Origin of the sequence: Rhodococcus sp. 14-1411-2a (genome assembly GCF_002259485.1) — a bacterium.
Classification (GTDB): Bacteria; Actinomycetota; Actinomycetes; order Mycobacteriales; family Mycobacteriaceae; genus Rhodococcoides.
On sequence record NZ_NPGA01000015.1, the window covers coordinates 367,675 to 388,621 of the forward strand.

Consider the following 20,947-nt stretch of genomic DNA (forward strand, 5'->3'; position numbering starts at 1 on the left):
CGTGTCGGACGGACTCGAACCCACCTCGGTGCGCCTGCGGGACGTACCGGTCGGCCGCGAGGTGACCAACGGCGTTCTCTCGCTGGGCTTCTACGTGGTGTGCGGGCTGATCGGGCTGCTGCCCGGCTCGCTGAGGAACCGGGCCGCCGACGCCTTCGTGACCTGGTCGGAGAGCGTCGACGAACAGCGGCACAACTGATGTGGTGGGTTCGAGGGGTACTCGTCCTCGGTGTGGTGCTGGCAGCTCCGTTCGCTCTGTTCGTGTACTGGCGGACCCGGTTTTTCTTCCGTGATCCGCACCGCGAACCGCCCGCCGATCCGCGGGCGGTGCTCGCGCCGGCCGACGGCTTCGTCACGTACGTCAAACGGGTGGAGGCCGGCAGTACCGCGTTCGCCGTGAAGAAGGGGCGGACGATCGTTCTCGACGAGATCGCCGGAGTCGCGTCCACCGCCAGCGGCTACCTGATCGGGATCTACATGTCCGAATACTCGGTGCACCGCAATCGAATTCCCGTCTCGGGCACCATCGGTATGCGTCGCCACCGGTCCGCGGCACCGTTCAACAAGTCGATGGCCAGGGTGGGCGCGAATCTGTTGACCCGACGCACCCCCTACGACGAGGGCTGCGACTACCTGCTCACCAACGAGCGGCTCACCATCTCGATCGAGCACGAGTCCGGTGCCGTGGTGACGGTGACGCAGATAGCCGATCTCTGGGTGGACCGCATCGTCGCGCACGTCGCCGTCGGCGACAGCGTCGAACGCGGCGAGCAATACGGGATGATCCGCTTCGGTTCTCAGTGCGACGTGTTCGTGCCGGACGCACTCGTCGACGAGATCACCGTCCGGCCAGGTAATTACGTGTTCGCCGGGGAGACGACGGTGGCCCGTTCGCCGATCCTCGTGGACGGCAGTCAACAGAGCGAAGAGGAACGATGATCACGATCGAAGAGGTCGACGGCAAAGCAGGCTGGCGCGAGTTCGAGGCCGTCTCGGACCTGGTCTACCAGGGCGATCCGTACCGCCTTCCCGACGAGTCGATGGACCTGCGTCGAGTGCTCATCGCACCGCCGTCCTCGGTCGCCGCCACCCGTATCACCAAGGCATTCCTGGCCCGCGAGAACGGAATTGCCGTCGGTCGCGTCGTGGCCATCCACGATCTGTCGTTCACCGAGTACACGGGGGAGTCGATCGGCTTCTTCGGCTTCTACGAGGCCGTCGACGATCACGATGTCGCGACAGCACTGCTCGACGCTGCCGCGCAATGGCTTTCGGCGCGCGGGCTCGCGACGATTTCCGGGCCGTTCGGACCCTCGATGTTCTACAGCGCCGGCATCGTCGTCGACGAGATCCCGGCGCTGCCGCTGGTGGGGATGCCACACAATCCGCTCTACTACGCGGCCCACTTCGAGAAGTGGGGTCTGATGGCGGTCAAGGACTTCTACAGTTACCTCTTCGACGACCCGTGCATCATCTACAACGACCCCAAGTACGCGCGGCACATGCAGATCTTCGAGAAGATCAAGGCGCGGTCGGAGGTGACGTTCCGGTCGATGAAGTATCGGACGCTACGCCGCGACGCGCGCATCGTGCGAGACCTCTACAACAAGACGTTCGTCAACTTCTGGGGCTTCTCGCCGCTGTCCTACACGGAGCTGTTCGAGTTGCTGAAGATGATGCTCCCGGTCATCGACCGCAGGCTCACGCTGCTGGCCGAACTCGACGGCAAGCCCGTCGGCTTCCTGATGGGCATCCCGGACGTCAATCAGGCCGCCGCCAAGGCGTCGCACCTGAAGTCGCGCTGGGCGCGAGACCTGGTGACGCTGTGGCACGTCAAGCGTCCGGGCCGGACGGAGATCATCGACGGCGTACGGGTGGACATGCTGTTCGTCGATCCCGATTGCCCCGACCGGGCCGTGTCCTCCCTGCTGATCATGGAGATGTCGGTGCGCATGCGCGATCTCGGTTTCACGCGCGTCGAAGCCGCTCCCGTTCTCGACGACAGTCCGTGGATGAGGGGGTCGGTCCTGTCCAGGACGAAACTCGCTCCGCACCGCACGTACCGCATCTTCAGCCGGGAGTTGACGTAGATGACCGACACGATTTCGCGCATCGACCCGCAGGTGACCAGTGGAAACATCGGCGACCGGTGGGGCCGACTCGTCGCGCGTCGGCGCTGGGTGGTGCTGGCGATCTGGACGCTGCTCGCGGTCGGATCGGCGATTCTGTATCCGGCGCTGCAGAATTCGCTGGTCGGAGCCAACTTCTCGGTACCGGGCACCGAATCGAGCCGCGCCGACGACCTGATCGAGCGTCACTTCGAGTCGTTCGGCTCCGAACAACTTGTCGTCACGTTCACCTCCGAGTCGGTGAACACGTCGGACCCGGCGTTCCGTGAGCGAGTGGGGGAGGTGGTCTCCTCGCTGCGGCAGTCCCCCGATGTGCTGCGGGTCGTCGACCCCTACGAGACCGCGGGCTTCGTCCCGACGATCTCGCAGGACGGCACGTCGGCGCTCGCGTTCGTCGGTATCGGCGGAGAGGCCAGCGATCGGATCGCGGTGGCCGAACGCGTGCAGGAGATGATCGGCGCGGCGTCCGGCGACGGCGTCGAGGTGGCGGTGACGGGGTATTCCCCGATGACGGTCGATCTCACCCGCGTCGAATCCGAGGACGCCGTGCGGGCCGAGAGCATCGGTCTGCCCATCGCCTTCGTGGTGCTGGTTCTCGCGCTGGGGTCCCTGGTCGCGGGCATCGTGCCGTTGGTCTCCACCGGAATCGGCGTGCTGGCGGCGTTCGGAATGTTCGCGCTGTTGTCCAACTTCATGACGTTCGACGTTCTCGTCACCACCGTGGCGGCGATGTTCGGCCTGGGTCTGGGAATCGATTACGCACTGTTCATCGTCAGTCGATTCCGGGAAGAGATCGGGCGAGCCGGACCACCCGACGATCCGCACCGGACCGAGCGCGCGGTGGGGGCGGCCATGGGTACGGCCGGGCACACCATCGTCATTTCCGGTCTGGTCGTGTTGATCGCACTCGGAGCCCTCGCCATCGTCGATGTTCCTGCCGTCCGCAGCATCTCGTTGGTCGTCGCGCTGACCATCGCGACCGTCGTCGTGGTCGCGTGGACCCTGCTGCCGGCGATTCTCGCCGTACTGGGAACGCGCATCGGCGCGTGGTCGCTGCCCGACAGATTCCAACCTCCGTCGGTCGACGAGCACGAGGCCGCAGTTCCTACCTGGTGGTCACGGTGGGCGCAGCATGTCATCGAACGACCGTGGCGCTACACGGTCGCGTCGGCCGCGGTGCTCGTCGTGTGCCTGATTCCCATCGGTTCCATCTCGTACGGTGTCGACCTCGGGGCCGAGGCGCTGAGCGCGGAACCGTCCGGACGGGCCAACACGGTCCTGACCGAGAAGTTCGCGCCCGGGACCATCTCGCCCATCAACATCGTGTTCACGGGTGAGGACGACAGTCCGTTGGGACCGCAGCAGCTGGCCACCGTCGACGCGTTCGCTGCCTCCGTGCGCGACGACGATCGCGTCGCCTACGCGCTGGCTCAGCCGGAGGGCGGGCGATCGTTGCTGATCGTGGTTCCGTCGGTGCCGATCGACTCGACCGAGGCCGCCGATCTCGTGGGATCCCTTCGAGCGCAGGCGGTTGCCGCCGGCGACACGGACGGCACGAGCGTCTCCGTCGGTGGCACCACCGCACTGGTGGTCGACGCCTCCGACGAGATCTCCGGCAAATTCGCCGGGGTCGTGGCCGCGGTCCTGGCCTTCTCGCTCTTCTACCTGGCCGTCGTCTTCCGCAGTGTGGTGATTCCGCTCAAGGCCGTCGCCATGAACCTGCTGGTCACGGGCGCAGCGTTGGGTGCGACCGTCGCCGTCTTCCAATGGGGTTGGGGGTCGAGCATTCTCGGCTTCGAGAGCCCGGGCTACATCCAGGTGTACCTACCGGTGACGGTGTTCGCCGTGGTCTTCGGCCTGTCGATGGACTACGAGGTGTTCCTCATCGGCCGCATGCGTGAGATGTTCGTGCGGGGAGCTAGCAACGACGTGGCCGTGGTCGACGGCATCGAGCACACTGCCAGGCCCATCACGGCCGCCGCGGCGATCATGATCGCCGTGTTCGCCAGCTTCCTCACCGCCGACGTGCTCGAGCTCAAACAGTTCGGCTTCGCTCTCGCCATCGCCGTACTGTTCGACGCGGTGCTGGTGCGCATGATGATGGTGCCGGCGATGATGAAGCTCTTCGGCGAGCGCAACTGGTGGCCCGGCTCGAAACGCTACGAGGCCGTCGGCAGCTGAGCACGCGCCAGGACGGCACCACCGGACGTGCGGATCTCGATGTCGGTCACGTCCTGACGCAGCACCGCGGCGTTCATTCGGCACTCGATGGTGATGTCACTACCGAGGAACGTGCCGGACGGACGCTCGACACCCGATCGGTCGACGAGAACCACCTCGTACGGGCCACGATCGGAGATGCCGTCCATCTCCAGGACGGTCTCGGTGCCCCACGTGTGGGCGACCAGACCTCCTTCTATGTCCACACTCGGCACCTCGGTGGTGAAGGCGACCTGCTCGTACGCGCCGAGGGTTCCGGGTGGACCGGTGATCGCGGCGGGTGGATTCGTGGGGTCCTGGCGGTAGGCGTCGACTCCGAGCACCACCCCACTGCCGACCACCACCCCCACGATTGCGGCCGCAACGGCCAGCCCTGCCGATCTGCGCTGCCCCCCGAACCGCTGCCTTCCCAACCGCTGCCCACCGAACCGCTGTGTCCGCCGATCTTGCTGCGGCGACCTTTCGGAGCTGCCTGTCGCACCGAGGATTCGCTCGCGAAGGTCGGGTGACGTCCAAGATTCGAGCCACGCGTCGGTAGGGCCGCGGCTCCCGAGAGTCATGGTCAGCGAGCGCAATTCGGCGATCTCGTCGTCGATCGTGGGATCGGATGCAGCGAGCCGACGCAGTTCGGCGGCTTCGGCGTCGTCGAGATCGTCACCGACGGCAGCGGCGATCAACTCGGCTCGGCGATCGGGTGCTGCGCTCATGTCTCCTCCTTTCCGTCGAGATGTTGTCGTAGGGCTCGCAGTGCGTAGAAGGTGCGGGTGCGCAGTGTTCGCACGGCGACCCCGGTCGATTTCGACAGCTCCGCGTAGGAGCTGCCGCCCAGGTGCACTGCGACGACGACCTGCCGATGCTCGGGGGAGAGCAGGGCGAGTGCGGCGATGATGCGGAGCCGCTCGTCGACGTCGGGGCTGGTGTCACGCGTGACCCCGTCCGACTCCCGCCCGACGTCGTCGATCCGGTCCGAGGCCGGCATCGGCATCCTCGTCAGCGACCGCTGAGCATCGACGATCACGTTGCGTTCGATGGCGAACAGCCACGTTCGCAGGGACCCGCGCCCGGGCTCGAATCGGGACCGCGCTCGCCACGCCCGAAGGAAGGTCTCCTGAACACAATCCTCGGCCAGAGTTCTGTCGCGGAGAGCGTTGACGGCGAACCCGAGCATGGCCGACGCGTGCTCGTCGTACGCGGCAGCGACGTCGAAGTCCAGTTCGATCACGCTCCCGATGCTCATGACAGTGGATACGTCGGTGGACCCTCGGACGTTCATGGCGAGGGCGGAAAACATTTCTTTACCGAGCTTTGAACATTTTGGCATCGGCGCTCGTACACCTTGCACGGGCTCGCCTGCCCGATACTCCCACGGAAGGCACACGAGATGACCAGACGCTCGATCCCCCGCCCGGCAACGTCGATCCGATCCACCGCCACAGCGCTCGTCGGTGGTACCGCCACCGCTGCGGCGATGATGCTGTTCGCCGCCGCCCCGGCCGGTGCCGATACGCCTGTCGCCGAACCGGATTCCTTCACCAGCGCATTCACGGCCATGGCCACTCCCGACCAGGTGCTCAACGGAGAGGGCGTCGCCACTCCGGGTCAGCCCGGTGCGATGGGTACCTTCACTCTGCGCATCAACTCCGACCTCGACATCATCTGCTACGACATCGCGCTCGAAGGCGTGACCGGCGACTACATGAGCCCGGCCAAGACCGCCACGCACATCCACCAGGCTGCGGCGGGCGCAGCAGGTCCTCCGCGTCTGGCATTCCCGAACCCCACCCCGATCGGCGATGGCCCGCGCACCAGCAGCGGCTGCATGCAGGGACCGTTCACCACCGGCCTGACGCCTGCCGGTGCCGACGCGGACAGCGGGACCGGATTCACCCTGGATCAGATCGAAGCCGACCCGGCAGCCTTCGCCGCCGACACCCACACCGTCGACTTCTCGGCCGGAGCGGTGCGCGGCCAGCTCAGCCAGATTCCGGTCGGGTCCGTTGCGACCGGTGGCGGCGGGTCGGCGCTCGCGGCGTCCGATTCGGCGTCGAGTTCGGTGCTGCCGGTCGTCGGTGCGGTGGCACTGGGCGCGATGGTCGTCGCGGGCGTGACGGTCGCTGCTCGACGCGAGGTGCGGAGCTGAGATATCCGGTTCTGATCGCGGTCGCTGCCGCGGCGGTGGTGGTGGGCTGTTCCTCGCCCCCTCCATCGCCGCCGGCGGCGACCACGCCGGTGTCCTCGCAGCCGTCGTCGAGCACCACCGCGCCTGCACCCGCCATGCCAGTACCCGCAGTGGATTCGGTGAGACCGGCCCCGACGCGGGTGAGTGCCGTGGACATCGCGCTCGACGAGCCGTTGATCGGCCTGGGGCTCACCGAATCGGGTGAGATGCAGGTGCCCACCGACTACGACGACGTCGGGTGGTTCACCGGAGGTGGCCGACCCGGCGCGATCGGCAGTCCGACGGTGATAGCCGGGCACGTCGACTCGACGACCGGTCCCGCGGTGTTCGATCGCCTGTCGGAACTCGGAATCGGCGATGTCGTTGCGGTGGACGACGAGGCGGGTGGCCGAGCCGAGTACCGCATCGACGAGATCGGTGATTACGGCAAAGCCGAGTTCCCGACGGCGTCGGTCTTCGGGGCTGTGCCTGCCGACGAGATCCGGCTCATCACCTGTTCGGGTGACTTCGACGCAGCCGTGGGCAGCTACGAGCGCAACCTCGTTCTCTACGGAGTGCGCATATGACAGTGCAACGCATATGGCAGTGCGAACACCGAACGTTTTGGAGTTGACCCCGAACGTGTTGTAGCCTGGTCGACGGTTCGGATCACGAATGCTCGCACTCGTGCCCTGACCGCCCAATCAAGTTCTACCCAAGACCGTTGGTCACCGCCTTCTCGAAGGATTCGCTTCCGGGAGTTGCGCGGTTGAAGGTCCGAGACAGCTTCGGACGGCCCACGCAGGAGAACGAGGTAGGGAACCTGTATGCAGCCCTGGTGGCTGCCCGCTCGTTCACGCCCCGTGTGCTTCTTGCGCCGGGGCGTTCGTCGTTTTCCGGCCCTCTCGCGATCGACACAACTTCCCACGAGAGGAGGCGAAGTATGGCAAAGCCCGAAAAGGTCTCAGCAGTATCGGAGATCACCGAACAGTTCAAAGGTTCGACGGCTGCCGTCGTCACGGAATACCGTGGCCTGTCGGTGTCCGGTCTGACTCAGCTCCGGCGTGCGCTCGGCGAAGGTGCCACGTACTCCGTCGCCAAGAACACCCTGGTCAAGCGCGCAGCAGCCGAGGCCGGCATCACCGGCCTCGACGACTTGTTCGTCGGACCGACCGCCATTGCATTCATCAAGGGCGAGCCGGTCGACGCAGCGAAGGCCATCAAGGCCTTCGCGAAGGACAACAAGGCCTTGATCGTCAAGGGCGGCTACATGGACGGCGCAACGCTGTCCGTGGACGAGATCAACAAGATCGCAGACCTCGAGTCGCGCGAAATCCTGTTGGCCAAGCTCGCCGGCGCCATGAAGGGCAACTTGTCGAAGGCTGCAGGCCTGTTCAACGCTCCCGCATCGCAGTTCGCGCGTCTTGCGTTCGCGTTGCAGGAGAAGAAGGCTGCCGGCGAACCCGCCGCAGCCGAGGCACCTGCAGAAACAGAAGCACCGGCGGAAGCTCCCGCCGAAAGCTGATCCGCTGGTATTGGCGAACAGCTCAGCTCCACACCACCAACACCAAGTCGCGGATCAGCGACCAGGTACTTACAGGAAGGACCCGCCACCATGGCGAAGCTCAGCACCGAAGAATTGCTCGACCAGTTCAAGGAGCTCACCCTCCTCGAGCTCAGCGAGTTCGTGAAGGCATTCGAGGAGACCTTCGAGGTCACCGCAGCCGCTCCCGTCGCCGTTGCTGCTGCAGGCGGCGGCGCTGCCCCCGCCGAGGCTGCTGAAGAGCAGGACGAGTTCGACGTCGTCCTCGAGTCGGCCGGCGACAAGAAGATCCAGGTCATCAAGGTCGTCCGTGAGGTCGTCTCCGGCCTCGGCCTGAAGGAAGCCAAGGACCTCGTCGAGAGCGCTCCGAAGGCAATCCTGGAGAAGGTCGCCAAGGATGCAGCCGAGGCTGCCAAGGAGAAGCTGGAAGCTGCCGGCGCAAAGATCTCCGTCAAGTAAGACCGCTTCGTTGCAGTCGCACGTCACGCTCTGACATCGAGAGCGAGTCGAGGGACCGTTTCCACTCCGGTGGGGACGGTCCCTTTTCTGTGTTTCCGGTGGCACCGGTCGAGGTGCCGTTGTGATCGGTCACGGACTCCGCGAGATCGCGTGACACTCGCTCTGCGTCCCTGTTTACTCGACCTCGCCGAAGTCCGAAGCTTTCCGAAGGGTTTCGGCTGTGATCGCTTGTGGCTTGTCACAGCAAAGCACGGCAGGGACTTGTCACAGTTCTGGCGAGTCGCCGACCGTGTCGCGTGAGATGGGCCACACTGATGCAAGCTCTACAGCCTGACTCGGGGAAGTTCTTACTGGGCGGTAAGCTCCTGTGTCGGAGCGGACACGTGCATGGGTTACAGTGACGCAACCCACATCTGGGTCGATGTGTACGAATTGTGGAGGTCAGCGTGGGAGTCGAGGTTTCGGTCGAGGGATTGACCAAGTCTTTCGGTGTACAGAAGATCTGGCAGGACGTGACGTTGACCCTGCCGAAGGGTGAAGTCAGTGCTCTCCTCGGTCCGTCCGGAACCGGTAAGTCGGTCTTCCTGAAGTCTCTGATCGGCCTCCTCCGGCCCGAGCAGGGCAAGATCTTCATCGACGGAACCGACATCCTGCAGTGCTCCTCACGTGAGCTCTACGAGATCCGCAAGCTCTTCGGCGTGCTGTTCCAGGACGGCGCACTGTTCGGCTCGATGAACCTCTACGACAACGTCGCGTTCCCGCTCCGCGAGCACACCAAGAAGTCCGAGTCCGACATCCGCAAGATCGTCATGGAGAAGTTGGAACTGACGGGTCTGCTCGGTGCCGAGGACAAGCTCCCCGGTGAGATCTCCGGCGGTATGCGCAAGCGCGCCGGCCTCGCCCGCGCTCTGGTTCTCGACCCCGAGATCATCCTCGTCGACGAGCCCGACTCCGGCCTCGATCCCGTTCGTACCACGTACATTTCGCAGACCCTGATCGACATCAACGCCGAGATCGACGCGACGATCCTGATCGTCTCGCACAACATCAACCTCGCTCGGACGGTGCCCGACAACATCGGCATGCTCTTCCGTCGCCAACTGGTCATGTTCGGCCCGCGTGAGGTGCTGCTCACCAGCGACGAGCCGGTGGTCAAGCAGTTCCTCAACGGAACCATGATCGGTCCGATCGGTATGTCGGAGGAGAAGGACGAGGCGCAGATGGCGCAGGAGCAGGCCATGGTCGACGCCGGGCACCACGCCGGTGGCGTCGACGACGTGGAAGGCATCGTCCCGCAGATGAAGGCCACCCCGGGTACTCCGGTCCGCCAGGCCGTCGGACGCAGGCAGGAACGCGTCCGCCAGATCATGCACACCCTGCCGCACAGTGCGCAGGTCGCGATCCAGGAAAGCCTCGACACCACCGATCCCGGTCAGCGGAACCCCGTGTACGCAGACCAGCAGCAGGGCTACGACCAGCAGGGTTATGGCCAGCAGGGTTACGACCAGCAGGGCTACGGCCAGCAGGGCTACGGCCAGCAGGGCTACGGCCAGCAGGGTTACGACCAGCAGGGATACAGCGAGCAAGGTCATGAACAGCAGGGCTACCAAGCTCCGACTCAAGGTCGGGGTCAATAGCAGACATGGGGGGATCGAAGAAGTCCGCGTTCGCTCCGGCGAATGCCGCTCTGACTCAAGCCGGAAATATCGTCGAGCTGTTCGTCGAGGTCGTTCGGAACACCTTTCGTAGGCCGTTCCAGTTCCGCGAATTCATCGAGCAGGCCTGGTTCATCGCCAGCGTCACGATTCTGCCGACAGCGCTCGTCGCGATTCCGTTCGGTGCGGTCGTGTCGCTGCAGACCGGATCGCTCATCAAGCAGCTCGGTGCCGAGTCGTTCACCGGCGCGGCCAGCGTGCTCGCGGTCATTCAGCAGGGCAGTCCGATCGTGACCGCGTTGCTGGTGGCCGGTGCCGCAGGTTCCGCCGTCACGGCCGACCTCGGCTCGCGCACCATTCGCGAGGAGATCGACGCCATGCGGGTGCTGGGCATCGACCCGGTACATCGTCTGGTCGTTCCGCGAGTGCTCGCGATGATTCTCGTCGCACTGTTGCTCAACGGCCTGGTCTCGGTCGTCGGCATCGCCGGCGGTTACTTCTTCAACGTGATCCTCCAGGGCGGCACCCCCGGTGCGTACCTGGCGTCCTTCGGAGCGCTGGCGCAGCTTCCCGATCTGTATGTCGCAGAAGCGAAAGCGGCGATCTTCGGGCTCATCGCGGGCATCATCGCCTCCTACAAGGGGCTCAATCCCAATCCCGGACCCAAGGGCGTCGGCGAGGCAGTGAACCAGACGGTTGTCATCACGTTCCTGCTGCTCTTCTTCGCCAACCTCATTCTGACCCTGGTGTACCTCCAGGTCGTCCCAGCGAAGGGAGCGTAACCGCGATGACGATCGCAAGAGGTCGCGGTGACCGCACACTGATGCGTGTCAAGCGCGTCGGCAATGCCCCGCTCAACGTGCTCGACCGTGCAGGCGAGCAGATGTCGTTCTACCTGCGGGCCATCGGGTGGATTCCCAAGACCGCGGTGCATTACAAGAAGGAGGTGCTTCGCCTGCTGGCGGAGGTCACCTTCGGCAGCGGTGCGCTCGCCGTCATCGGCGGAACCATCGGCGTGATCGTGATGATGTCCGGCTTCACCGGCATCGTCGTCGGCCTGCAGGGCTACGCAGCACTCGAGCAGCTCGGTAGCTCGGTACTGACCGGCTTCCTTTCTGCGTACGTCAACACTCGTGAGATCGCGCCGATCGTCGCAGGACTTGCGCTCTCGGCCACCGTCGGCTGTGGCTTCACCGCCCAGCTCGGTGCCATGCGGATCTCGGAGGAGATCGACGCCCTCGAGGTGATGGCAGTACCGAGCGTGCCGTTCCTGGTGACCACCCGCATGATCGCCGGCTTCGTGGCCGTCATCCCGCTCTACATCGTCGGACTGCTGGCGTCGTACGTCGCGTCCCGTGGGATCAGCACCATCTTCAACGGGCAGTCCACGGGGTCCTACGACCACTACTTCAACCTCTTCCTACCTCCGGAAGACGTGTTGTATTCGTTCCTGAAGGTGCTGATATTCGCCTTCGTCCTGATCATGATCCACTGCTATTACGGCTACCACGCCTCGGGCGGTCCTGCCGGTGTCGGTGTGGCCGTGGGCCGTGCCGTTCGTACCGCGATCGTCACGATCGCAGTGCTGGACTTCTTCTTGAGCCTCGCCATCTGGGGCACGACCACCACAGTGAGGGTTGCGGGATGATCGACTCGCCGTCGCGACTGAAGCGAGTACTGCTCGGTTTGGCGTTCTTCCTGGTGCTCATCCTGTTTCTGGGATGGAGCATCACGTCCTACAACAAGACGTTCAAGTCGGTGGTCAACGTCAGCCTCGAAACCGACTCGGTCGGAAATGCTCTGCCGATGAACGCCGATGTGAAGGTGCGCGGAATGATCGTCGGAGAGGTGCGCTCGGCGTCCACCGTCGACGGAGTCGTCACCTCGCAGCTGGCCATCGATCCGGACAAGGCTCCACTGATTCCGTCCAATGCGACGGCGCGGTTGCTGCCCAAGACTCTGTTCGGCGAGCGTTACGTGTCGCTGATCCTGCCCGAGAACGATTCCGCGTCGCCGATCACCGACGGCACGGTCCTGCAGCAGGACACCAGCGGGAACGCCATCGAGGTCGGGCAGTTGCTCGACGGCCTGCTCCCTCTGCTGCAGGCGATCCCGCCGCAGGACCTGGCGAACACCCTCGGGTCGTTGGCACAGGGACTCAGTGGACGTGGTGAGCAGCTCGGCCAGACCATCGACAACCTGACCAATGTCGTGTCGGGGCTGAACACGGAGCTGCCGAACATCCAGCAGACCCTGGTCGGGCTGGCGGATTTCTCGGAGACCTACGCCGACGCTGCGCCCGAACTGATTTCGGCGCTGGACAACCTGCGGACGACGGGCAACACCGTGGTCGAGCGGCAGTCCAGCCTCGAAACGCTGTACGGCTCGCTGACCTCGGCGTCCTACACCACCGCGGACTTCCTGCAGACCAACTCCGAGAACCTCATCGGATTGGCCGCGAACTCCCGTGAAGCTCTCGAGCTGCTGGCCGAGTTCTCCCCGACGTTCGGTTGCACGTTCACCCAGTTCGCCGAAGGTGCCAGGCGCGGCAAGATCGTGCTCGGCGAGGGCGACGAGTACCCCGGCATCAACGTGTCCGCATCGTTCGTCAACCCGAAGGGCCGTTACTTGCCTAACCAGGACGAGCCGCGCTTGTTCGACGATCGCGGAGCCACCTGCTTCGAGCCAGCAGCACCGGGAGAGTTCTTCCCGCAGTACCCGGGAGGTTCGATCAACGACGGCTCCTACCAGGTGCCGACCCGCAACCCGGGACCGCAGGTGATCGAAGGGCAGGGGCCGCCCAAGTCGGCTCAGAGCTCCATAGTTCCCGCGGTCGCCGCATCCGCGCAGCCTGCGAGCTACGAGGGCTCGGACTTCGAGCGTGACACTCTCGCCGTGATCTACGGACAGGCGAGTGGTGTTGCACCGGACAGTGTTCCGTCGTGGGCAGCCGCTATCGGCGCACCGGCGATGAGAGGAGTGGAGGTGACCGTGCCATGAGAGGCCTTCTCGCGCCGATCATCAAACTGATCGTGTTCGCCGTGATCACGATCATTGCTACGGCCACCCTTGCCTTCACCATCGCCAACAGCAGTGGCGGCGGCGGTACCAAGTTCTCGGCAGTCTTCACCGACGTCACCTCACTCAACGAGGGCGACGAGGTTCGCATCGCAGGCGTTCGCGTCGGCCAGGTCGACTCGATCGAGATCGCCAACGAGCGCGAAGCGAAAGTGGACTTCACGCTGAGCAGCCGCGATTGGCTGCCCGCCAGTTCGACGGCAACCATCAGGTTCAGGAACCTGGTGGGCCAGCGCTACATCGCCATCGAGCAGGGCTCGGGTGACCAGGGCCGCAAGATCACCGAAGGTGCCACCATTCCGTTGGAACGGACCAAGCCTGCGGTGAATCTGACCACGCTGTTCGACGGCTTCCGGCCGCTGTTCACCACCCTGAGCTCCGACGACGTCAACAAGCTGTCGTACCAGATCATCCAGGTGTTCCAGGGAGAGTCGGGCACGATCAACGAACTGGTCACCAACACGGCGACCCTGACGAACACCGTCGCCGACAAGGACCAGGTCATCGGCCAGGTCATCACCAATCTCAACAACGTGCTGGCGACGGTCAACCAGAACGACGGTCAGCTGGACAGCTTGATCGTCAACACCCAGCAGCTGGTCTCGGGTCTGTCGGCCGACCGTGAGGTCGTCGGCTCGGCCGTCACCTCGCTCGCGGGTCTGACCAACGCCACCGCCGACCTGCTCGAGCCGACTCGGCCGTCGATCCAGGGATCGGTCACGGCATTGAACACGCTGGCCGAGACCATCAACCGTCGAAGCGCCGACGTGGACGCGGTCCTGGGGAATCTGCCCGTGAAGCTCGACAAGCTGATTCGCACGGCCCAGCAAGGATCGTGGTTCACGTTCTACCTGTGCGGTATCGACATCGTCGCCGGACCGGGTACTTCGCCGAACCTGAATCTGCCCACCGGGCTTCCGACCGTCAACCAGCCGCTGTACACGAACTCGGCAGAGCGTTGCAAAGCTGGGGGGATCCAACAATGAAATCTCGTCGTAGTCCGGCCACCATCGGTGCTCTGGGCATTGCCATCATCCTGCTCGCCACGATGTCGGTCTTCTTTCTCGACCGTCTCCCGATCATCGGTGCCGGCTCGGTGTACACCGCCGAGTTCAGCGAGGCCGCAGGTCTCAAGGCCTCCAACGAGGTTCGTATCGCCGGAGTGAAGGTCGGCAAGGTGACCGACGTGCGTCTCGAAGGCGACCGGGTGCTCGTGGACTTCACGGTGCAGGACGCCTGGGTCGGCAGCGAGTCACGGGCCGCCATCGCGATCAAGACGCTGTTGGGACAGAAGTACCTGGCGCTCGACCCGAGCGGCCCGGAGACGCTGAGCCCCAAGGACCCGATCCCGCTCGAGCGCACCACGTCCCCGTACGACGTCATCGACGCGTTCTCCGACGCGGCGTCGACCATCAACGACATCGACACCGATCAGCTCGCGACGAGTATGCGGACCCTGTCCGAGGCGTTCTCGGAGACGCCTGCGAACATCCGCGCCTCGCTCGACGGCGTCACCCGGTTGTCGCAGACCGTGGCCAGCCGTGACGAGGAGCTCAAGAAGCTGTTCGAGGCCACCGGTGAGACGTCGAAGGTGTTGGCCGACCGCAACGAGCAGTTCAACAAGCTGATCACCGACGCAGGTCCGCTTCTCGAAGAGCTGAACAACCGCCAGCAGGCAATTTCGCAGCTGCTCACCGGCACTCAGCGTGTCTCGCAGGAGCTGACCGGCCTGGTTCGCGACAACGAGGCGACCATCAACCCGATGCTGCAGCAGCTCAACGGCGTCATCGAAATCCTGCAGCGCAACAACGACAATCTCGACCGTGCGCTGAAGCTGTACGAACCGTTCATCCGGCTGTACACGAACGTGACCGGCAACGGTCGATGGCTCGATATCACGCTGGCCAACCTCACACCTCCCGGAGTTCCGTTGATACCTGGCTACCGCCAGCCCTCACTCGACAAGTTGCCGGGGGAATGATGACAGACACGCAGACAGCACCGAGAAACAAGAACAAGCTCGCGCTGATCGCCGTCGTCGTGATCGTGGCGCTGATCGTGGCCGTGGCCGGTTGGTGGTTGTTCACCAGGGCCGGCACGACCAAGATCACCGCGTACTTCGACAAGTCGATCGGCATCTACTCCGGCTCCGAGGTACGAGTGCTGGGCGTCAAGGTCGGCACGGTCGACTCCGTCACGCCACTCGGTGACGACGTCGAGGTCGTCCTTCGCGTCGACCGCGGGGTCGACATCCCGGCCGACGCCAAGGCCGTGCAGGTCAGTCCGTCGCTCGTCGCCGATCGTTACGTCCAGCTCTCACCCGTCTACACCGGCGGAGACACCATGGCGGACGGCACGACGATCGGTCGCGATCGCACCGCCACACCCGTCGAGGTCGACGAGCTGTACAAGTCCATCAACGACCTGTCGACCGCCCTCGGTCCCGACGGTGCGAACAAGGACGGCGCTCTCACCGACCTCGTCAACACCGGTGCCGCGAACCTCGACGGCAACGGTGAAGCCCTGGGCGACAGCATCACCCAGCTGTCTGCCGCCGGCCGCACTCTGAGCGACTCGCGCACCGACGTCTTCGACACGATCAAGAATCTGCAGACGTTCGTCAGCGCTCTGGCCGTCAACGATCAGCAGGTCCGCAACTTCAACACCCAGTTGGCCGACCTGACCGGTTTCCTGTCGGGTCAGCGAGAGGATCTGGGAGCTGCGCTCCAGCAGCTGTCGGTTTCGCTCGGCGACGTGGCGACGTTCGTCGCGGACAACCGGACCGAACTGACCGATGCCGCAAACGGTCTCGTGGTTCCGACTCAGACGCTCGCCGACAACCGCGAGCAGCTGGTGCAAACACTCACGTTGCTGCCGCTGGCCATCAGCAACCTGGTGAACGCCTACGACGCCGAGTCCGGCACGCTCGCCTCGCGCGCCAATCTCCAGAACGAGACCCAGGATCCGCTGGGCACCGTGTGCAAGCTCCTCGACCTCGGCGCGCTCGTTCCCGGCGATCCGCGCTTCGAGGCACTCGGTGCGCAGATTCAGCCGATCATCGATCAGTGCGCCAACATCACCACGATGATCCAGGCACCGATCACCGACCAGAACCGCATCGTGCTGCCGTTCGGTGTTCTCACCAACGACATCGAGCAGAACGTGTCCGTGCCGGGCACCGTGCCGGGCGTCGTCTCGCCGAGGCTCGGAAACAGCACGATGCCCGGACTGGAGCAGTCGTACATCGGAGGTGGGGGACAGTGAGAACCTCTGTGAAAGGGAATCGAGCCCGCGTGAAGCGTTCCTTGGTCGTCGGAGCAGGCGTGTGCGTGGTGGCGCTGTCGGCCGGAGCGTGCTCGTCGGCCGGCATCTACGCCGTACCGCTTCCCGGTGGTGCCGATGTCGGTGACAATCCTTTCAACCTGACGGTGCAGTTCGACGACGTACTCGACCTCGTCCCGCAGTCGACCGTCAAGGTCGACGGTGTGGCTGTCGGCCGGGTGGCTTCCATCTCCGTCCCGAACGAGGGGTGGACGGCCGATGTCGACGTCATCCTCAACTCGGACGTGGATCTGCCTGCCAATGCGATCGCATCGGTGCAGCAGACCAACCTGCTCGGTGAGAAGTTCGTGCAGCTCTCGGCACCTCCCGCGGACGAGTCCGCAGCGCGGCTGCAGGACGGCGACACCATCCCGCTGGATCGAACCCGCCACGCGACCGACATCGAGCAGGTACTCGGTGCGCTCTCGCTGCTGCTCAACGGTGGCGGCGTGGGGCAGCTCTCGCCGATCGTCAAGGAACTGAGCACGGCATTCGACGGTCGCGAAGGCAGGACCAAAGAGCTTCTGCAGCAGGCGAACACGCTGATCGACGGCCTCAACCAGCAGCGTGACGACATCACCCGCGCCATCGATGGTCTCGACACTCTCAGCGGCCGCGTCAACACGCAGACCGACAAGATCGACGCCGTGCTGAAGGATCTGCCGATCGCCACCGAGGTGCTCGAGCAGCAGCGCCCGCAGCTGACCGAGATGCTCGGAGCTCTCGATCGTCTCGGAGCCGTCGGCACCGACGTGATCGACCGTTCCAAGGACGATCTGATCGCAGACCTGCGGGCACTGCGCCCGACGCTCCAGGCGCTGGCCGATTCGGCGGACGACGTGGTGACATCGCTTGCGGTGATTCCCACGCTGCCGTTCGCCGACGGAACCGAGAAGATCATCGAAGGCAACTCCGCCAACCTGTTCCTCTCTCTCGACCTGTCGATCGGAACTGCGCTGCGTAACTTCGGCGTCGGTGAAGGCGATCCGGTCTACGTCCAGCCCAAGTACGGCAACACACTGCCGGTGGTCGATCCGTCGAATCCGTACTACAACGGAAACGGACCTCGGCCGGGTTGGCCGACGATCTCGTTGCTGCCGTTGCCTCCGATCATCCCGTCACCGGTTCCGGGCCCGGGTGCCCCGGCGAACGAGCAGGCTGCCGCGGCCGCCGCGCCCGCACCGGCCGATCCGTTGGCACCGTTGAACGATCTGCTCGAGCGATTCGGAGTTGGACAGTGAGATCGAGACTGGTTCGCATTCAATTGGTCCTCTTCGTCGTGGTCGCCGTATTGGGCTTGGTCTATGTCGGTGCCAAGTACGTGCGCCTGGACAACATGCTCGGCTTCGGGCAGTACCAGGTCGATCTGAATCTCGCTGATTCCGGTGGCATCTTCTCCAATGCCGAGGTCACCTACCGAGGTGTTCCGGTGGGAACCGTCGGGGATCTGGAACTGACGCAGGACGGCGTCCGGGTCGCGCTCATGCTCGACAACGGTGGGCCGGACATCCCGGCCGGCACGAAGGCCGTCGTCGCCAACCGGTCTGCGATCGGTGAGCAGTACGTCGACTTGCAGCCCGACACCGACCAGGGTCCGTTCCTGGTCGACGGTTCGCAGATCGCACAGGCCGACACCACCACTCCCGTGCCGGTGGAGGACGTACTCGCCAACACGAACACGTTGGTCCGGTCGGTACCGCTGGACACGCTGACGCGGGTCGTCAACGAACTCGGCGTCGCGTTCGACGGTAAGGGCGCAGATCTGGCGTCTCTCGTCGATTCGCTCGGGAACATCTCCGAAGCAGGCAACGAGGCGCTGCCGGAGACGCTCGCGCTGGTGCGTGACGCGGTGCCGGTGCTGAACACGCAGTCCGAGCAGTCGGATCTGATTCGACAGTTCAGCACCAGCCTGGACGAGGTGACGGCTCAGTTGAAGTCCAGCGATCCGGACATTCGCCGCCTGATCGATACCGGTACGGCGGCAGGCGATCAGGTCGGCGGTCTCATCACCGATGCCGGTCCGGCTCTGACCACCGACATCAACAACCTGGCCTTGGTTGCTGCTCAGGCCGAACCGCGATATGTGGCGCTCCGTCCGTTCCTGACGTTCCTGCCTGCCCTCGGTGCCGGCATCTCGACGATCGTCCCGAACGACGGCACCATCCATCAGGGTCTGCTGCTCGAGGTCAACAACCCGCCGCCCTGCACGGTGGGCTACGAGGGTTCGCAGGCCATCCTCGACGAGGAGAAGCGCAAGAACCCGAACTTCGATCCGACTCGGGAGAACTACCCGTTGAACCTCGACGCGAACTGCGCGACACCGCAGGGCAGCGTCACGGGTGTGCGGTCCGCGAACCGCATCGTGTTCGCCGATCCGGACGTGCCGCAGCCGTGGGACCTCAAGCCCAAGGTCGATCCGGAGAAGCTCAACCTCAACCCCATCGCCACCCAGTTGGCACCGCTGATCGGCGTCACGCCGAAGTAGTGGAATCGGTGGAACTGCTGCTCAGCACTGCCGTCGGGCCGAGAGTGGTTCGGCCGGATATTACCGAGTAGTAGGGTGGAAAGTGTGAACTCGAGCACCGAAGCCCTGAAGTCCCCAGCGACTCCAGGGCGCACCAAGACCGCGAAAATCCTGTTGGCCGTCGTCACGGTGATCGCCGTTGCCGCTCTCGCGGCGGCAGTGTTCTTCGGTTACGGCTGGGGCAATGCGTTACTGAGCCAGAAGCCCACCGCGGACACCAGGGACGCGGCGCTGACCGGAGCTCAGCAGGCCGCCGTCAACCTGAACACGGTCGACGCAGCAGCCATCGACCAGTCGTTCGACAACATGAAGTCGTCGATCACCGGCGACCTGATGCTCAACGACCTCGAGCAGACTCGCTCGGGCATCACCGATCAGGTTCGCCAGTCCGGTGCCAAGAGCGAGGCCGAGGTGTTGCACGGCACGCTCACCGAGCTGAGCACGGACGAGAACACCGCCACCGCCCTTGTCGTCATTGCGACGACGACCACCTGGCCCGATCGCGTCGAGCGCAGCAAGCTGACGATGCGTCTGGCCATGGAAGAGGTCGACGGGGTGTGGAAGACCAACAAGGTCGACCCCATCGGTTCACGGATCTCGCTCGACAACCCGAACACCAATCCCGTTGTTCCGACCGAACCGGGCGGCCCCGCCGACCCGAATGCGGTCGATCCGAATGCGGCCGATCCCAGTGCGGAAGCGACGCCGGCTCCCCAGCCCGACGCCGGCGGCAACTGAGAGACCCGGCATTGGTGTTTTCCGTCTGTACCGAAGTGAGTTTCGAAGGAGTTCTGTAGTGCCTCCCCAGCGTCGCAAGATCGTTCCACCCACCACCACCAGCAAAGTTCGCCGGAAGGTGGCCGGGACCGGGAAGCCGACTGCTGCCAACTCCGCCACGGACTCGACCGGTGCCGAGGCGTCTGCTGCGACCGAGACTTCGGCGATCACCACGACACCGCCGACCGAGCCCGTATCGGACAAGCCCGCAGCCGACAAGCCCGCAGCCGACAAGCCCGCACTCGACGAGCCAGCTGTCGAGAAGTCGGAAACCGACAAGCCCGCTGCCCACAAGCCTGTGCTCGACAAGTCGGCAACCGACAAGCCCGCTGCCGATAAGCCTGTGCTCGACAAGGCAGCAACCGACAAGTCTGTGACCGCTGAGCCCGCAGCCGATTCCGCGTCGACCGACTCTGCCGCCGGGTCGGCGTCGGGGATCGGCTACAAGCACGTCATCGTCGTTGCGGTCATCGCCGTTGTGCTCGGTGCGTTCGCTGCCGTCGCCGCGTTCAAGCCGTTCGCCACGATCGACAACGCAGCCTGGGTGGATTCCGCGGCGACGCAGGAAGTCACCTCGGCCGCGACCGACGCGCTGCAAACCCTGTACACGTACAAGGCCGCCACGATCGACGCCGATTTCGATGCCGCTCGTGCGGTGCTCAATCAGTCGATGCTCGACGAGTTCAACTCCACCGCGGAAACCACCAAATCGGCCGTGGTACAGACGGATACGGGAACCGAAGCCATGGTCACCGATATCGGCGTCTCGCGGCTGGAGGACGGCATGGCGGAACTGATCGCCAACGTGAACATCAGTGCCACGCAGAACGGTGTCGCATCGGGTAGTGCCGAGGGCCCGTTGACGGTGAACATGGAGAAGGTCGACGGCACCTGGAAGCTGTCGGCAATCGACGATCAGTAGGCGCGCCACAACAGCACTCGATCCGGCCCCGTTCGACGCAGAATTCCTGCTCGGACGGGGCTTTTTCGTGCGCTTTTCGGCGGTCTGTCACCGGCTGGCCACCGAGTTACCATCGCGATTGCGTCCTGGCTTGGGACGAGCCCTGGTTGTTCGAGACAACC

21 protein-coding genes are annotated in these 20,947 nt (G+C 64.7%); 19 read left to right on the plus strand and 2 right to left on the minus strand.

Going from position 1 to position 20,947, the window contains the following annotated elements:
- Nucleotide 1 precedes the first annotated feature (1 nt).
- Genes CH291_RS15480 through CH291_RS15495 form a run of 4 tightly spaced genes read left to right on the plus strand, consistent with a single transcriptional unit; the run spans nucleotide 2 to nucleotide 4,310 of the window.
- On the plus strand, nucleotides 2–199 hold the full coding sequence (locus CH291_RS15480; protein ID WP_094670891.1) for a serine/threonine protein phosphatase: 198 nt from the start codon (nucleotides 2–4) through the stop codon (nucleotides 197–199).
- Nucleotides 199–939, plus strand: coding sequence for a phosphatidylserine decarboxylase (locus CH291_RS15485; RefSeq protein ID WP_094641115.1), 741 nt, complete (start codon nucleotides 199–201; stop codon nucleotides 937–939). Before CH291_RS15480 ends, CH291_RS15485 begins: the two co-directional genes overlap by 1 nt.
- Nucleotides 936–2,090, plus strand: coding sequence for a hypothetical protein (locus CH291_RS15490; RefSeq protein WP_094687950.1), 1,155 nt, complete (start codon nucleotides 936–938; stop codon nucleotides 2,088–2,090). The genes CH291_RS15485 and CH291_RS15490 overlap by 4 nt, the downstream gene beginning before the upstream one ends.
- On the plus strand, nucleotides 2,091–4,310 hold the full coding sequence (locus CH291_RS15495) for an MMPL family transporter (RefSeq protein ID WP_094687951.1): 2,220 nt from the start codon (nucleotides 2,091–2,093) through the stop codon (nucleotides 4,308–4,310).
- Here the strand turns inward: CH291_RS15495 and CH291_RS15500 are convergent.
- Nucleotides 4,289–5,056, minus strand: coding sequence for a hypothetical protein (locus CH291_RS15500; RefSeq protein WP_094687952.1), 768 nt, complete (start codon nucleotides 5,054–5,056; stop codon nucleotides 4,289–4,291). The two genes, CH291_RS15495 and CH291_RS15500, sit on opposite strands and share 22 nt — an antisense overlap.
- Nucleotides 5,053–5,586, minus strand: coding sequence for an RNA polymerase sigma factor (locus CH291_RS15505; protein WP_256980861.1), 534 nt, complete (start codon nucleotides 5,584–5,586; stop codon nucleotides 5,053–5,055). The genes CH291_RS15500 and CH291_RS15505 overlap by 4 nt, the downstream gene beginning before the upstream one ends.
- A 144-nt stretch (nucleotides 5,587–5,730) precedes the next feature.
- Here CH291_RS15505 and CH291_RS15510 point away from each other — a divergent pair, with 144 nt between their 5' ends.
- The 15 genes from CH291_RS15510 to CH291_RS15580 all read left to right on the plus strand — a co-directional run bounded on the left by CH291_RS15510 (nucleotide 5,731) and on the right by CH291_RS15580 (nucleotide 20,786).
- Nucleotides 5,731–6,489, plus strand: a complete 759-nt coding sequence (locus CH291_RS15510) for a CHRD domain-containing protein (protein ID WP_094641119.1) — start codon at nucleotides 5,731–5,733, stop codon at nucleotides 6,487–6,489.
- A 134-nt stretch (nucleotides 6,490–6,623) separates the two neighbouring features.
- Nucleotides 6,624–7,094, plus strand: coding sequence for a class F sortase (locus CH291_RS15515; protein ID WP_256980862.1), 471 nt, complete (start codon nucleotides 6,624–6,626; stop codon nucleotides 7,092–7,094).
- A gap of 356 nt (nucleotides 7,095–7,450) precedes the next feature.
- Nucleotides 7,451–8,032 (plus strand): 50S ribosomal protein L10, encoded by a 582-nt coding sequence (rplJ, locus tag CH291_RS15520; RefSeq protein WP_094641121.1) that lies wholly within the window; start codon nucleotides 7,451–7,453, stop codon nucleotides 8,030–8,032.
- A gap of 90 nt (nucleotides 8,033–8,122) precedes the next feature.
- Nucleotides 8,123–8,509, plus strand: a complete 387-nt coding sequence (gene rplL, locus CH291_RS15525) for a 50S ribosomal protein L7/L12 (protein WP_057475236.1) — start codon at nucleotides 8,123–8,125, stop codon at nucleotides 8,507–8,509.
- A 446-nt stretch (nucleotides 8,510–8,955) separates the two neighbouring features.
- Nucleotides 8,956–10,146, plus strand: coding sequence for an ABC transporter ATP-binding protein (locus CH291_RS15530; protein WP_179276555.1), 1,191 nt, complete (start codon nucleotides 8,956–8,958; stop codon nucleotides 10,144–10,146).
- Nucleotides 10,147–10,151: 5 nt separating this feature from the next.
- The gene (locus CH291_RS15535; RefSeq protein WP_037191254.1) at nucleotides 10,152–10,946 is read left to right on the plus strand and encodes an MlaE family ABC transporter permease; all 795 of its coding nucleotides are present in this window, start codon (nucleotides 10,152–10,154) and stop codon (nucleotides 10,944–10,946) included.
- Between the two features lie 5 nt (nucleotides 10,947–10,951).
- Entirely contained in the window at nucleotides 10,952–11,812 is an 861-nt protein-coding gene (locus CH291_RS15540; RefSeq protein ID WP_027498223.1) for an MlaE family ABC transporter permease, read from the plus strand.
- Nucleotides 11,809–13,164 (plus strand): MCE family protein, encoded by a 1,356-nt coding sequence (locus CH291_RS15545; protein ID WP_094641123.1) that lies wholly within the window; start codon nucleotides 11,809–11,811, stop codon nucleotides 13,162–13,164. Before CH291_RS15540 ends, CH291_RS15545 begins: the two co-directional genes overlap by 4 nt.
- Nucleotides 13,161–14,228 (plus strand): MCE family protein, encoded by a 1,068-nt coding sequence (locus tag CH291_RS15550; RefSeq protein ID WP_094641124.1) that lies wholly within the window; start codon nucleotides 13,161–13,163, stop codon nucleotides 14,226–14,228. The genes CH291_RS15545 and CH291_RS15550 overlap by 4 nt, the downstream gene beginning before the upstream one ends.
- Nucleotides 14,225–15,223: an MCE family protein gene (locus tag CH291_RS15555; RefSeq protein WP_094668709.1), complete on the plus strand. Its 999-nt coding sequence runs from the start codon at nucleotides 14,225–14,227 to the stop codon at nucleotides 15,221–15,223. Before CH291_RS15550 ends, CH291_RS15555 begins: the two co-directional genes overlap by 4 nt.
- Nucleotides 15,223–16,506 (plus strand): MCE family protein, encoded by a 1,284-nt coding sequence (locus CH291_RS15560; RefSeq protein ID WP_094641126.1) that lies wholly within the window; start codon nucleotides 15,223–15,225, stop codon nucleotides 16,504–16,506. Before CH291_RS15555 ends, CH291_RS15560 begins: the two co-directional genes overlap by 1 nt.
- 29 nt (nucleotides 16,507–16,535) lie before the next feature.
- Complete coding sequence (locus CH291_RS15565; RefSeq protein ID WP_094641127.1) at nucleotides 16,536–17,804, plus strand: MCE family protein; 1,269 nt, start codon at nucleotides 16,536–16,538, stop codon at nucleotides 17,802–17,804.
- A complete protein-coding gene (locus tag CH291_RS15570; protein ID WP_094641128.1) occupies nucleotides 17,801–19,048 on the plus strand; it encodes an MCE family protein in 1,248 nt (415 codons plus the stop codon). The genes CH291_RS15565 and CH291_RS15570 overlap by 4 nt, the downstream gene beginning before the upstream one ends.
- 84 nt (nucleotides 19,049–19,132) lie before the next feature.
- A complete protein-coding gene (locus tag CH291_RS15575; RefSeq protein ID WP_094687955.1) occupies nucleotides 19,133–19,825 on the plus strand; it encodes a hypothetical protein in 693 nt (230 codons plus the stop codon).
- A gap of 58 nt (nucleotides 19,826–19,883) precedes the next feature.
- A complete protein-coding gene (locus tag CH291_RS15580) occupies nucleotides 19,884–20,786 on the plus strand; it encodes a hypothetical protein (protein WP_094687956.1) in 903 nt (300 codons plus the stop codon).
- Nucleotides 20,787–20,947 lie beyond the last annotated feature (161 nt).

What these genes read in the sequence shown, in the direction of transcription:
- CH291_RS15510 (WP_094641119.1), top strand. Translation starts at nt 5,731, where the DNA reads ATGACCAGACGCTCGATCCCCCGCCCGGCAACGTCGATCCGATCCACC.
- CH291_RS15535 (WP_037191254.1), top strand. Translation starts at nt 10,152, where the DNA reads ATGGGGGGATCGAAGAAGTCCGCGTTCGCTCCGGCGAATGCCGCTCTG.
- CH291_RS15560 (WP_094641126.1), top strand. Translation starts at nt 15,223, where the DNA reads ATGACAGACACGCAGACAGCACCGAGAAACAAGAACAAGCTCGCGCTG.
- rplL (WP_057475236.1), top strand. Translation starts at nt 8,123, where the DNA reads ATGGCGAAGCTCAGCACCGAAGAATTGCTCGACCAGTTCAAGGAGCTC.
- CH291_RS15490 (WP_094687950.1), top strand. Translation starts at nt 936, where the DNA reads ATGATCACGATCGAAGAGGTCGACGGCAAAGCAGGCTGGCGCGAGTTC.
- CH291_RS15550 (WP_094641124.1), top strand. Translation starts at nt 13,161, where the DNA reads ATGAGAGGCCTTCTCGCGCCGATCATCAAACTGATCGTGTTCGCCGTG.
- CH291_RS15545 (WP_094641123.1), top strand. Translation starts at nt 11,809, where the DNA reads ATGATCGACTCGCCGTCGCGACTGAAGCGAGTACTGCTCGGTTTGGCG.
- CH291_RS15555 (WP_094668709.1), top strand. Translation starts at nt 14,225, where the DNA reads ATGAAATCTCGTCGTAGTCCGGCCACCATCGGTGCTCTGGGCATTGCC.
- CH291_RS15495 (WP_094687951.1), top strand. Translation starts at nt 2,091, where the DNA reads ATGACCGACACGATTTCGCGCATCGACCCGCAGGTGACCAGTGGAAAC.
- CH291_RS15500 (WP_094687952.1), bottom strand. Translation starts at nt 5,056, where the DNA reads ATGAGCGCAGCACCCGATCGCCGAGCCGAGTTGATCGCCGCTGCCGTC.
- CH291_RS15505 (WP_256980861.1), bottom strand. Translation starts at nt 5,586, where the DNA reads ATGAGCATCGGGAGCGTGATCGAACTGGACTTCGACGTCGCTGCCGCG.
- CH291_RS15540 (WP_027498223.1), top strand. Translation starts at nt 10,952, where the DNA reads ATGACGATCGCAAGAGGTCGCGGTGACCGCACACTGATGCGTGTCAAG.
- CH291_RS15485 (WP_094641115.1), top strand. Translation starts at nt 199, where the DNA reads ATGTGGTGGGTTCGAGGGGTACTCGTCCTCGGTGTGGTGCTGGCAGCT.
- rplJ (WP_094641121.1), top strand. Translation starts at nt 7,451, where the DNA reads ATGGCAAAGCCCGAAAAGGTCTCAGCAGTATCGGAGATCACCGAACAG.
- CH291_RS15515 (WP_256980862.1), top strand. Translation starts at nt 6,624, where the DNA reads ATGCCAGTACCCGCAGTGGATTCGGTGAGACCGGCCCCGACGCGGGTG.